Here is a 13,006-nt window from a genome sequence, read left to right as displayed (position 1 = left end):
AGCCGCCGCCCACATGTCCCTTCATCTTAACCTACAATGTCAAAGAGCCGACAAAAATACCGACACTCGCATAACCCCTCCCGTAGAAGAAGCTTGGAGCATCTGGTTTTTTGCGACCGTAGCAGAAGCCGGTAAGGCACTCCGCTGCGGTGACACCCCTCTAGGGCCACCTCCCCACCCCGTCAAACACTATTTTACAGTTTGAGGTCAGTTTTTGGAAAAACCAATGTCGCGCGCCTGAGCAAGCCCTCCGTCGACCTTAGCGAGGATGCAGCCGGGCGAGCGCAATGCCGGCAAGGTTCTGGGCTCGGCCGATATGCCGGATACGGACGCGGTCAAAACGTTCGGCCAGTGCCGCGAACCTATTACGGTGCACTTCCAAGTCTGCCGAACGGCACCGCGCCTTACCGCTGGCTTGCGTCACGACCAGGGTAGAATCGCCTAGCAGCGTGATGTCGCGATCGCCTTCTAGTTGAGCGATCTCCAACGCATGGATCGCAGCTAGCCATTCGGCGTCGCTGTTTGTTCCCTCACCCAGATCGTGCCGGTAGTGGGTAACGCCCTTGCGGACGACAGCACACTCGATCGGGCCAGGGTTTGGCCGGCATCCACCATCGAAGAACAGCTTGGTCGACTGCCCGTATGTCATCAGGCCTTCGCTCGCGGCTTCGTCGTTGCTTTGCTCGATGAGTTACGCTTCCTGTGTGACAGCGCGGCGCCGATCGCGATCATGCCAAGGCCAGCGACTGGCGAACCACGACGGATCGACCGCAGACCGCCCAGCGCCAGAAGCGATGCGGGCAAGCCTGCATGCACGCCACCCAAATGGGCAACGGCTAAGACCCCTGCCCTGTCCGGCTCTGCAGCCTGAACAGCTGGCTTCGGGTCAACGTCTGTTGCAACCGTGTCAGCGACGGTCGCGCCCCGCGTTCCCATCGGGGTGGCCCCGCCGGTCGTCGTATCGCTCGTCGTCTCGTGTTCGAGTTCCGAATTCAGCTCTGCGCCGAGCAGGAACACGTAGGCCGAGAGCCACAGCCATGTCAGCAGCACGATGACCGCGCTCAGCGAGCCATAGGTCGCGCCGTAATTGCCGAAGCGCGACACGTAGACGCCGAAGCCGATCGTCGCACCAAGCCAGATGACGGTCGCGGCCAGCGATCCAGGGGTCAGCCACATCCACTTCGCCTTGTGACGGTTGGGGCCGAACCGATACAGGCAGGCCGCCGCCGTCACACCAAGCGAGGCGAGCACGGCGTAGCTTGCGAGGCGGATCGCCAGGAGCAGGATTTCCGGCGCGCCGGGTATCAGGCTGTCGAGAAGCGCGAACGACGCCGTCGAGAGCGCCGCGACAAGGGCCAGCATCACCGCACCACCGGTGATCGCAAAGGCGAGCAGGTTCAGCGTTATGAACCCGCGCGTTTCCTTTTCTTCATAGGCGATGTTGAGCGCGGTGACGATCGACGACGCACCCTTGGTGCCGCCGTACAAGGCGATGCCCAGCGCGATGAGGAGGCCGAAACCCTTTTTGCCTTCCGACGTGTTGACGACCGTCGCGAGCTGATCGCCGATTACCCTTGCCGCATCTTCGGGGAGGACGTTGAACAGCGCGCGGATGTTCGCGACCACCGTCGCGGTGTCGGCGACCAGACCGTAGATCAGTACCACCGACGCCAGCAGCGGAACGATAGCAGCGAACCCGTAGAACGCGGTACCCGCCGCGATGAGACCGATATTGTCATCGTTCCCCTCGGCCCAGGTGCGCTTCAGGACCTTCCACCATTCGCTTGCTGACATCGACCAGGGGCTGGTGGCCTGATGCTCGGATGATGTTTCGTGCGTGCTCAGCGTCTTGCCCCCTTCGGTGTATTGCGGCCCAACGCAGCACGGACGCAAACGGACCCTCAGAGTTGCCGCAACGCCTGTGCGGGCCGCGCGCCGAGAATGGGCCACGCACCGATCAACCCGATCACCATCGTCAGCCCCGCCCCGCCCAGCAACGTCGCCAAGACGGTCGCGTAATCCGGACGCCACTCGAAACTGAAAAGTTGCGTCACGACATACCAGGCACCACCGAGCCCGAGCAGCAATGCGAGTATCGACAGCACGATGCTGAGAAACGCGTATTCGAGCGCCTGCACCGCGAGCACCTGCCGCCGGGTCGCGCCGAGTGTACGCAGGATCACGCCGTCATAGGTGCGCGCCTCTCGCGCTGCGGCGATCGCGCCGATCAGCACCGCGATCCCGGCCAGGATCGCCACCGACGCCGCCGCCGTGATCGCGGTCGCCATCTGCGAGACGATATCACGGACCTGCCCGAGCACGCCGCGAACCTCGATCACCGATACAGATGGGAAGCGCGGCAGCAATGCTCGCATGACAGGCGCTTCCTGCCCTGGCGCAAGCTCGATTGTCGCCGCCAGATCATGCGGCGCGTCCTCGATCGCGTTGGGCGAGAAGACCATGACGAAGTTGAAGCCGAGCGTATCCCAGCTGATTCGTCGGAACGACGCGATATGCGCGGTCCGCTCTACGCCGAGCAAGGTGTAGGTGAGCGGATCACCGATCTTGAGGTCGAGCACCTTGGCCAGTCGCTCGTCGATCGAGACCAGCGGCTGACCCGTATAGTCACGCGGCCACCACCGACCGGCGGTGAGTTCGCTCCCCTCGGGCAAGGTCACGGAATAGGTCAGCCCGCGTTCGCCGCGCAACGCCCATGCGCCGTCGGGCAGCGTCTTGAGATCGGCGACGCGCGTGGTGCCGTAGCCGGTGATCGTGCCGCGCATTGCGGGCACGGTGCGGATCACCGGGTGGGTCGCTACGCCTTCGATCGTCCTCCGGAACTCCGCCTCGCGGTCCGGCGGAACGTCCAAGGCGAACAGTGCCGGCGCGCGCTTGGGTACGGTGAGCGCGATGTTCGCGTCGATACTGGTGCGGATGCCGGCGAGGAGGACGAACAGCGTAAGGCCGAGACCGAGCGCGACGACCAGGGTGCCGGTGCGAGCCCCAGGGCGATGGAGTCCGGCGATGGCGAGGCGGAGCAACGGCTTGCGCGAACGAGGGAGCGCCGCGGCGATCCGGCGTACGGCCCAGCCGAACCCAGCCAACACCAGCAACACGCCGGCCACTGCAGCGAGGAAGCCTGCGCTGAGACCGGGCTGGTCCGCGGTCGACAGCGCGAGTGCGACTATCGCGGCTCCTGCACCGAGAACCCAGGGCAAGGTCCGGCGCAACGGCACGGACCGATTGCCGAACACGCCGCGCAACAGGCCGGCTGCCGGAATGCTGCCAGCCTCGATCAGCGGTGGCGCGGTGAAGGCGAGCGCGATCAGCATGCCATAGGCAGCGGCGAGCGCGAGCGGCGCGAACTGGAGCGAGAATTGCGGCGCGACCGGCAGGACGTCGCCCGCGAGCCAGACGATCAGCGGCACCGTGACCGCGCCCGCGACCAACCCGGCAACGATCCCCATCGCGGCGACGACAGCGACTTCGAGAAGGTAGATTTTGGCAATCAGGCCGGACGTCGCGCCGAGCACCTTCAAGGCCGCGATGCTGCTGCGGCGTGCGGCGAGATAGGATGAGACGCCGTTGCCGACCCCGATTCCTGCGATGACGAGCGCGGACAGTCCGACCAGCAGCAGGAACTGGCCCATGCGCTCGACGAAGCGTTCGGCACCGGGCGCGGCACGATCGCGTGTCTTGGTTTCCCAGCCGCCGGTCGGGAATGCCGCCTTCAACCGATCGACCGCGGTCGTCGGCGAGGCGCCGGGTGAAAGGCGTACCCGGTATTTGCTCTCGTACAGGCTGCCGGGCTGGACCAGACCGGTCCGCGCTATACCCGCCATCGACACGATCGCGACGGGGCCAAGCGTAAAGCCCTCACCGAGCCGGTCCGGTTCGTTCGCGATCACCCCCGCGACGGTGAAGTCGGCGATCCCGAGCCGTACGCGCGCCCCGCGGCCGACGCGGAGCCTCTGCGCCAAGGCCGGGACGATCCAGATCGCCTTGGGATCGTCGACCTTCGCGACCGATCCACCCTGTACGGCCAGCGTCCCGTAGAGCGGATAGACCGCGTCGACGCCCTTGAGCTGGACCGGCACGCTGTTCGTTCCGCGGATCGCGGTCGCCTGCATGCGGACGGTCTCGGACACCGTCCCGAGCCGCGCCATCGCGGTGCGCTCGTCAGGCGTGGCGGCGCGCTGCGACGTGCCGAACTCGATGTCGCCGCCGAGGATCGCGCTACCGCGGGCCGCAAGCTCGCCGTCGATCGACTGCGTCAGGCTGCCGATCGCCGCCAGCGCGCCGACGCCGAGGAACAGGCATGCCAGCAGAAGCCGCAGCCCGCGAAACCGAAGATCGAGTTCGCGACGGGCAAGCCGCCACGCCAGCCGCCATTCGCTCACCGCAAGCGATCCGCGGCGATCCGGCCGTCGGCAAGTTCGACAATCCGATCGCAGCGCGCGGCGAGTACGGGATCGTGCGTGATGATGATCAACGTGGCGCCGGTCGCAGCGCGGCGGTCGAACAGCAGGTCCATGACCGAGGCTCCGGTGGCCGCGTCAAGGTTGCCGGTCGGTTCGTCGCCGAAGACGAGTGCTGGCCGCGGGCCGAGCGCACGGGCGATCGCCACGCGCTGCTGCTCGCCGCCGGAAAGCTGCGTGGGATAATGGCCGATCCGGTGCGACAGGCCGACCGCGGCGAGTTCCACTTCCGCGCGCTCGAAGGCGTCGGGCATCCCGGCCAGTTCCATCGGCACGGCGACGTTCTCCAGCGCGGTCATCGTCGGCAGCAGGTGGAAGGCCTGGAGGACGATCCCGATCCGCCCACGCCTCGCCCGTGCAAGGGCATCCTCGTCGAGCTTGCCGAAATCGAGGCCCGCCACCTGGACCCGGCCGCTAGTCGCCCGCTCCAGTCCTGACAGCACCGCCATCAGCGACGACTTCCCCGACCCGGACGGCCCAAGGAGCGCGACGCTGGTGCCCTGCGCGATGTCGAGATCGATGCCCTTGAGGATCGTCGTCGCGGCAGTCGAGGCGCCGAGTGTCAGCGTGACATCGCGCGCCGAGATCACCATATCGGCGGAAGCAGGTTCTGACATGGAGACCAATATCTTGGAGAAACAGATGCGATTCTGGCCTCTTTATGGGGGCGGACTGGCGCTTCTCCAAGCGGGGTTGCTGGCCGGCTGCGATCGGACACCCGAAGTCCCTGCCCCGCCGCCTGCGACGAAAGTGGTCGCGCCGGTTGTTGCGACCCCAGCCCCGCAGGGTCCCGAGCGCCTGATCCTAGCCTTCGGGGACAGCCTGTATGCCGGCTACGGCCTCGACCGCGGCCAAAGCCTGCCCGACGCCTTGCAGAACCGGTTGCGCAAGGACGGGATCAACGCGACGATCGTCAATGCCGGCGTCTCGGGCGATACCAGCGCGGCGGGACGGCAGCGGTTCGCGTTTGCGCTCGACAACATGAAGCGCAAACCAGACCTCATCCTGCTGGGCTTGGGCGGCAATGATGTTCTTCGCCAGATTTCGCCGGCCGAGACGCGCGCCAACATGACGGCGATGATGGACGAGGCGAAGCGTCGCGGCATCCCGGTGATGCTGACCGGGATGATGGCACCACCCAATCTGGGTCCGGAGTATTCGGCTCAGTTCAATGGGATATGGACCGACTTGGCCAAGACCTATCATGCGACGCTGTACCCGTTCATCCTGGATGGCGTCATTGGTAACGCCGCACTGTTGCAGGCGGATCGTGTTCATCCCAACCGGACCGGCGTCGACCGGATCACCGCCCGCGTTGCGCCACTGGTGGAAAGCGCGTTAGGACGGTCGCAATGACGGCATTGCATCGTCATCGATAGACTTACAAAGGATCGCGCGATCCACGACGCGCGGTACGATCAATTGGCGGCGGGACGGCAATAGCCGCGCGCAAGGAAAAGGGTAAAGCATGCAATTGAGCGGTTTGATCGCACGACTGGGGCGACATCTCGATCTCACCGACGCCGAACGCGAGGCGATCCTGCACGCCGAACGCGGCGAGCGGCGGTTGCGTGCGGGTGACGTGCTGGTCGCGGAAGGTGGCGAAAGCCATGCGCTGTACGTGGTCCGCCAGGGGTGGCTGCACTCCTCGACCAAGCTGGTCACCGGCGGGCGCCAGATCCTGCGCTTCCACTATGCGGGCGACCTGATCGGCACGTCGAGCATGGCGTGGTCGCAAGCGGCGGCGACGCTGACCGCGATCTCGGACTGTATCGTGATCGATTTGCCGAAGACCGAACTCGGTCTGCTCTTCCGCGCGCAACCGCGCATCGCCGGGCTGCTCTATGCGATCGCCGCCGCCGAGAACGTCGCGATGAGCGACCGGCTGACAACGATCGGGCGGATGGGGGCGAGCGAGCGGCTGTCGACGCTGTTGCTCGACATCATGGCGCGGCTGCGCGTGACGGCGGGCGGGATCGTCGATTCCTTCGACCTGCCGCTGACGCAGACCGATATCGGCGATGCGCTCGGGCTGACCAAGGTTCACGTGAACCGCACGATCCGGGCGCTGGAGAAGGCAGGCGTGATCGAGCGGAACGGGCGGCGGGTCCGGATCGTAGACGAAGCGGCGCTGGTCGAGGCGACCGGGTTTACAGACCGCTACGGCGAGATCGAAACCGGGTGGTTGCCGCCAGCGGTTTGAGGCGTCGCCTATACTCCGTCATCCTGACGAAAGTCAGGATCCAGAGCCATGATGGGCAGCGCCTGTTACTCTGGATCCTGACTTTCGTCAGGATGACGGAACGAAATCAGGCGAATAGCGCTCCGCAGGCGCCCTCGAAGACTTTTACGACCGATCGACGACGAACAGCGTGACGCGGTCGTACTTGATATCGCCGGGGTTGAAGATCGCGTCGGGTACGAACGGACGATCGGTCACTTCGATGTCCTTCAGCCCAGCGAGCTTGAACGTCCCGAGCTTGATCTCCTTGGGCGGCTGGCCGTCGCGCTCGAGCGTCACCGCATCGACGAACACATCGTCGTGCTTGGTGTACAGGATGTGCGGCGCAAGCGTGCAGACCATCCGGTTGTAGGTCGCGGTGATGCACTTGCGCAACGCGATCGCCTGGAGAAGCAGCGCGTTCGCGTTGTTCGGCGCGGAGGTGTCTGGGGTCGAAGTCATGTTGTGCATCGCAGCATAAGTTTGAGGATCGGTGCCGTTAGGCCGAACGCGACCTTACCCACAAGGGTTAAGTTTTCGCGGCCGCCGCTTCGGCTGCGCTTTTACCCGCTGGGCTGGTCGTCGGCAAAGACTTCGTCGGTATGCACGTCGAACCTTACCAACTGCGCCCGACCGAACGTCGTCGTGAGCGCGGTGTCCGTCGCATCGCGCCCCCGCGCCATCAGGATACGGCCGATCCGCGGGCGATTGTGGCGTGCGTCGAAGGTGTACCACGTGCCGCCCAGATACACGTCGAACCATGCCGAAAAGTCCATCGGCGCGTCGACCGGCGGGATGCCGATATCGCCGAGATACCCGGTGCAATAGCGCGCGGGAATGTTCATGCACCGGCACAGCGTGATCGCCAGGTGGGCGAAGTCGCGACACACGCCCTGGCGCTCCTGATGCACGTCCCACGCGGTCTTCGTCGGGCGGGCATAGTGATAGCCGAACTCGACGTGATCATGGACGAAGTCGACGATCGCCTGAACTCGCTGCCAGCCGGCCGGGACATGCCCGAACAGCGACCAGGCGGTCTCGGTCAGCCGGTCGGTCTCGCAATAGCGGCTGCCGAGCAGGTAGATCAGGACGTCGTCGGGCAGATCCTCGACCGCGTGCTGGACGGCGTCCGGCGTGATCGGATCGGGCTCGCCGCTGTCCTCGATCGTAAAGTCGCACGACAGCGTCAGGCCGCCCTTGGGCACGGTGATGCGCGTGCAGACGTTGCCGAACGCATCGAGATAGTCGTAGGTCGGCACGTCGGGGGTCGCGACGATCCGGTGCGGCGTCACGAGATCCTTGTTGCGGGACGGGTGCAGGCTCAGCATCGCCATCATCGGCGTCGCGACCTCGGTCTCGAAAACTATGTCGTATCCAGTCCGGATCAGCATGGAAGAGCCCCTTTTCACGCCTGTTTTAAAGTTTGTGCCAAGTGTTGCCCCGCCGCGTCGACGTCATCGAGCGTGATGTCGACCGACACGGTCATGTCGAGAAAGCTGCCGGGAAAGCCGCTCCAGGTGCCGGAGATCGGCACGGCCTGGTAGATGTCGCGCGCGACCGCGACACGGACGAGTCCGCGGTTGCCGACGATGCCATTGGTCGGATCGAACTCGACCCAGCCCGATCCCGGCAGGTACACGCGGACCCAGGCATGCGTGTTGCCGCCACCGGTCCGTTGCTCGCGAGCGCTGGGGTTGTAGACATAGCCCGAGATGAACCGTGCCGCGAAGCCGAGCGCGCGGACCGCCTCGATCATCAGCACGGCGTAATCGCGACACGTCCCCTTGCGCGTCGCGAGCGTCTCGATCGGCGACTGCGTGCCCTTTTCCGGTCGCGGGACATAGGTGAACTCACGCCGGATCGTCGCGGTCATGTCCGACAGCATCGCCAGCGTATCGGTCGGCCCGTCGGTCCGCACGAAGCGCCGTGCCCAGCTGTCGATCTGGCGCAGCGGATCGTGATGCTGACGCTCTATCGAGCGAAGCAAGTCGGGCATTTCCTCCGACGAATAGGTGAACGGATAAAGCCGCGCATACCGCTCGATATCGACGTTCTGGAGTTCGGCTGGCGTGTGCAGCAACTGCACGCGGCTGTCGAAGACGAGCTCCTTCGCGCGCTTGTCGAACGTCGCGATCGCAACCGAATTGCCGAACACGTCCTGCAGCCAGCGGACGTCCGAAGGCTCTGGACTGATCGTCAGCTGCGCATCGATCAGATGCTGGTCGAAACTCTCGCGCGGGCGAACCATGATCCGATGCTCGCCAAACGCTACCGGATGGCGGTAGGAGTATCGGGTTACATGAGAGAGAGTTAGAGATGGCATCGAGGATCCGTGTCGCATGAAGACCGCTATCAGCCAATCGCTGCTTGGGACCGAAGATGCCGCACCGGTCACATTGGTCAACCCCGAAGGCGCGTCATCGTTCCTGCTGATCGGCGATCACGCGGGGAAAGCCGTGCCGGCTGCGCTCGGCGCGCTGGGGTTGAGCGATGCCGAACTGTCGCGGCACATCGGCTGGGACATCGGCATCGCCGAGCTTGGCCTGCTGTTGGCCGAGCGGCTCGACGCGGTCTTCCTCCGCCAGACCTATTCGCGGCTGGTGATCGACTGCAACCGGAGCGCAGAGCAGCCCGATGCGATCGCCGCCGTCAGCGACGGGACCATGGTGCCCGGCAACCAGGCACTGTCGGACGCCGACGTCGCGGCGCGGTTCGCCGAGATCCACGAGCCTTATCAGGCGGCGATCGCGGCCGAACTCGCGCGCCGCGATGCGTTGGGGATCACGACGACACTCGTTGCGCTGCACAGCTTCACGCCGTCGATGCGCGGCATCGACCGGCCATGGCAGATCGGCATCCTGCATGACGGCGGCGATACCGGATTTGCGCACGCTCTGCTCGACGTCCTGCGCGAGGAGGCCGACCTGACCGTCGGGGACAACGAACCCTACCGCATGGACCAGATCGACTACACCATTCCGCGCCATGCCTACCCTGCCCGTCCCTATGCCGAGATCGAGATCCGGCAGGATTTGCTGGGCTCGACGGAAGGGTGCGCGGCGTGGGCGGATCGGCTGGCACGGTTGCTGCCGGTGGCCGCGGCACGCACCCGGGGAGCTTGAACACGCGCCAACCGGGATCGGTTTTCAGATTGGCGCGTTAGGCCGCAGGCCTTGGATTATGAGGTCGCGTCCTCCGACCCCTGAGATACGATGCAGCGACCGACGGCCCCGACCACCGATACCCCTATTTCGTCGCATGCGAGCGAGGACCGATACCGCGCCTTGGTCGACGCGATCGACGCCGGTTTCTGCATCATAGACCTGCTGTTCGACGGCGAACGCCCCGTCGACTACCGCTTTATCGAGGTCAATCCGCGGTTCGAAAGCCAGACCGGGCTGGTCGATCCGGTCGGCAGGACCGCCAGCGAACTGGTCCCCGATCTCGAAGCCTTCTGGTTCGAGACCTATGGCCGCGTGGCGACGACCGGCCAACCCGCGCGGTTCGATCATGGCTCGGAGCAGATGGGACGGTGGTTCGACGTCCACGCCTTCCGCGTCGGCGATCCCGAAGCCCGGCAGGTCGCGGTATTGTTCACCGATATCTCCGAGCGCCGCAGCATCCTCACCGCGGCGCAAGCCAGCGAGGAACGGCTCGGCCAGGCGCTGGCTGCAGGCAATGGTATCGGCACATGGGACTGGGACGTTCCAAACGACCGCGTCACCGCGGACGAGCGGTTCTCGACGTTGTACGGCGTCTCCCCCGAGCTTGGACGCGCCGGTGCACCGATCGAGCGTTTCTTCGGCAACATCCATCCCGACGATGTGCAAGCCGCGCAGTCCGCAATCGACACGGCCTTACGGACTGGAGGCGATTTCAATGCGGAATACCGTCTCGTACAGCCCGACGGCGCAATCCATTGGGTGACCGCGCAAGGTCGCTGTCGCTTGGCCGCCGATGGTACGCCGCTCCGCTTCCCCGGCATCAGCTTCGACATCACCGAGCGCAAGCAGGCCGAATTGCGACAGCGCGCGCTACTCGAGTTGAGCGACGCGATCCGCGACCTGACCGACCCCGACGAGATCGCCTATGCCGCCTCCGCGATCCTGGGCCGCGCCTTGCAGGTCAGCCGGGTAGGCTATGGCATCATCGACAAGGTGAACGAGACGATCACGGTCAAGCGCGACTGGAATGCGGAAGGCGTGACGACGCTTGCCGGTACGCTGCATTTCCGGGCGCATGGGACATATATCGAGGACCTCAAGGCCGGACGAACGGTGGCGATCGCCGATGTCGACAAGGACGACCGGACGCGCGACACCGGCGATGTCTTGAAGGCGATCGACGCGTGGTCGTTCGTCAACATGCCGCTCCTCGAACAGGACGATTTCGTCGCGTTGCTCTACGCCAACCACGGCGTCGCGCGAGTTTGGAGCGACGATGACCTGGTGCTTATGCGGGAAGTCGCGGAGCGAGTCCGTGCCGCTACCGAACGGTTGCGCGCGGAAACCGCGCGGCGTGAAAGCGAGGAACAGTTCCGGGTCTTCGCCGAAGCCGTGCCGAACCAGATCTGGGCGGCCAGGCCTGACGGGCATCTCTATTGGTTCAACCGCCAGGTCTATGACTATAACGGCCTCGAACCCGGTGCGCTCGACGGTATCGGCACCTGGAGGGACCGCGTCCATCCCGACGATTACCCAACTGCCTCCGAAGCTTGGCGGCATTCTCTTGCAACCGGTGAGCGGTACAGCGTCGAGTATAGGGCGCGGAGCAAGGATGGCGACTATCGCTGGTTCCTGGTTCGTGCGGACGCGGTCCGAGCGCCCGACGGCACGATTCTTCGCTGGGTCGGGACCAACACCGACATCGACGACAGCCGCCGCCAGACGGCCGAACTCGCGCGCTGGAACGAGACGCTGGAGGATCAGGTTGCGACCCGGACGCGCGAACTCATGGTGGCCGAGGAAGCGCTGCGACAAAGCCAGAAGATGGAGGCCGTCGGTCAGCTCACCGGCGGGATCGCGCATGATTTCAATAATTTGCTGACCGGCATTACCGGCAGCTTGGAACTGCTCGGAATCCGGATCGCGCAAGGTCGGCTGAACGATGTCGAACGCTATTCGCTGACCGCGCAAGGTGCCGCGAAACGTGCGGCGGCACTAACGCACCGGTTGCTCGCCTTCTCACGGCGACAGACGCTCGATCCCAAGCCGACCGACGTCAACCGGCTGGTCGGGGGGATCGAGGATATGGTCCGGCGCACGGTCGGTCCCGAAGTCGAGGTCGAGGTCGTCGCCTCGGTTGGGCTTTGGGCGACTCTGGTCGATCCCCACCAGCTGGAAAACGCGCTGCTCAACCTGTGCATCAACGCGCGCGATGCGATGCCGGGTGGCGGGCGACTGACGATCGAAACCGCCAATCGCTGGATCGATGCGAGGACGGCACGCGAGCGCGAACTCGATGCCGGGCAATATGTATCGCTGTGCGTGTCCGACACCGGCACGGGCATGACCCCGGAGGTGATCGCCAAGGCGTTCGATCCGTTCTTCACGACCAAGCCACTCGGGCTCGGCACGGGCCTCGGCCTGTCGATGATCTACGGCTTTGCCCGGCAATCCGGTGGACATGTCCGGATCTATTCCGAGGTGGGCGAGGGCACCAACGTTTGCATCTACCTCCCGCGACACTTCGGTGAGGTCGAGAATACCGAAACCGTCGCCGAACACACCGAGGCACCGCGTGCGAACGCGGGGGAGACGGTGCTAGTGGTCGACGACGAACCGACCGTTCGAATGCTGGTGGTGGAGGTACTCGAGGAGCTGGGCTATGCGGCGATCGAAGCGGCGGACGGGGCATCCGGGCTGAAGCTGTTGCAATCCGACATCCGCATCGACCTGCTGGTGACCGACGTCGGTCTTCCCGGCGGGATGAATGGGCGACAGATGGCCGACGCGGCGCGGATCGGGCGGCCGGAGCTCAAGATCCTCTTCATCACCGGCTATGCGGAGAATGCGGTCGTCGGTAACGGGCATCTCGATCCCGGCATGCATGTCATGACAAAGCCGTTCGCGATGGAGGCCTTGGCCACGCGCATCAAGGATTTGATCGTTGCGGGGTAATGGGGCGGGGTGTGGAGTCGGATTCTCCCCACTCCGTCATCCTGACGAAAGTCAGGATCCAGAGTAACGAACGCCCCCCGTCATGCCTTTCGATCCTGATTTTCGCCAGAATGACGGCAAGCGTTATCCCCGCTGACGACAGCAGCCATGTTGCATCGCGGTAACAGTCGCGACGCCATTCGCGTTCA

The 13,006-nt window shown here is 65.0% G+C and carries 11 protein-coding genes; 4 read left to right on the top strand and 7 right to left on the bottom strand.

The window, feature by feature from the left end; genetic code table 11:
- Positions 1–259: 259 nt before the first annotated feature.
- The 4 genes from AC59GX_RS06840 to AC59GX_RS06825 all read right to left on the bottom strand — a co-directional run bounded on the left by AC59GX_RS06840 (position 260) and on the right by AC59GX_RS06825 (position 5,095).
- The gene (locus AC59GX_RS06840) at positions 260–649 is read right to left on the bottom strand and encodes a reverse transcriptase-like protein (RefSeq protein ID WP_426280404.1); all 390 of its coding nucleotides are present in this window, start codon (positions 647–649) and stop codon (positions 260–262) included.
- Entirely contained in the window at positions 649–1,794 is a 1,146-nt protein-coding gene (locus tag AC59GX_RS06835) for a YihY/virulence factor BrkB family protein (RefSeq protein WP_426280405.1), read from the bottom strand. The genes AC59GX_RS06840 and AC59GX_RS06835 overlap by 1 nt, the downstream gene beginning before the upstream one ends.
- A gap of 107 nt (positions 1,795–1,901) precedes the next feature.
- Positions 1,902–4,400: an ABC transporter permease gene (locus AC59GX_RS06830; protein ID WP_426280406.1), complete on the bottom strand. Its 2,499-nt coding sequence runs from the start codon at positions 4,398–4,400 to the stop codon at positions 1,902–1,904.
- Positions 4,397–5,095, bottom strand: coding sequence for an ABC transporter ATP-binding protein (locus AC59GX_RS06825; RefSeq protein ID WP_426280407.1), 699 nt, complete (start codon positions 5,093–5,095; stop codon positions 4,397–4,399). The genes AC59GX_RS06830 and AC59GX_RS06825 overlap by 4 nt, the downstream gene beginning before the upstream one ends.
- 25 nt (positions 5,096–5,120) lie before the next feature.
- Here AC59GX_RS06825 and AC59GX_RS06820 point away from each other — a divergent pair, with 25 nt between their 5' ends.
- Entirely contained in the window at positions 5,121–5,834 is a 714-nt protein-coding gene (locus AC59GX_RS06820) for an arylesterase (protein ID WP_426280408.1), read from the top strand.
- Between the two features lie 118 nt (positions 5,835–5,952).
- Positions 5,953–6,681, top strand: coding sequence for a Crp/Fnr family transcriptional regulator (locus tag AC59GX_RS06815; protein ID WP_426280409.1), 729 nt, complete (start codon positions 5,953–5,955; stop codon positions 6,679–6,681).
- A 144-nt stretch (positions 6,682–6,825) separates the two neighbouring features.
- On the opposite strand, the gene AC59GX_RS06810 is transcribed toward AC59GX_RS06815, so the two are convergent.
- The 3 genes from AC59GX_RS06810 to AC59GX_RS06800 form a co-directional block, all read right to left on the bottom strand.
- Positions 6,826–7,161: a WYL domain-containing protein gene (locus AC59GX_RS06810; protein ID WP_056063484.1), complete on the bottom strand. Its 336-nt coding sequence runs from the start codon at positions 7,159–7,161 to the stop codon at positions 6,826–6,828.
- Positions 7,162–7,262: 101 nt separating this feature from the next.
- A complete protein-coding gene (locus AC59GX_RS06805) occupies positions 7,263–8,090 on the bottom strand; it encodes a transglutaminase-like domain-containing protein (protein WP_426280410.1) in 828 nt (275 codons plus the stop codon).
- Between the two features lie 14 nt (positions 8,091–8,104).
- Positions 8,105–9,022, bottom strand: a complete 918-nt coding sequence (locus AC59GX_RS06800; RefSeq protein WP_497301291.1) for a transglutaminase family protein — start codon at positions 9,020–9,022, stop codon at positions 8,105–8,107.
- A 16-nt stretch (positions 9,023–9,038) separates the two neighbouring features.
- Here AC59GX_RS06800 and AC59GX_RS06795 point away from each other — a divergent pair, with 16 nt between their 5' ends.
- Both AC59GX_RS06795 and AC59GX_RS06790 read left to right on the top strand, forming a co-directional pair.
- Positions 9,039–9,821, top strand: coding sequence for an N-formylglutamate amidohydrolase (locus AC59GX_RS06795; protein ID WP_426280412.1), 783 nt, complete (start codon positions 9,039–9,041; stop codon positions 9,819–9,821).
- 90 nt (positions 9,822–9,911) lie between these two features.
- The gene (locus tag AC59GX_RS06790) at positions 9,912–12,818 is read left to right on the top strand and encodes a PAS domain-containing protein (protein WP_497301288.1); all 2,907 of its coding nucleotides are present in this window, start codon (positions 9,912–9,914) and stop codon (positions 12,816–12,818) included.
- The last annotated feature ends 188 nt before the right edge of the window (positions 12,819–13,006 follow it).

The organism is Sphingomonas sp. 320_CC, from assembly GCF_059691795.1.
Note: the sequence above shows the minus strand (reverse complement) of the source record. Positions and strands in the feature narration are given on the sequence as shown.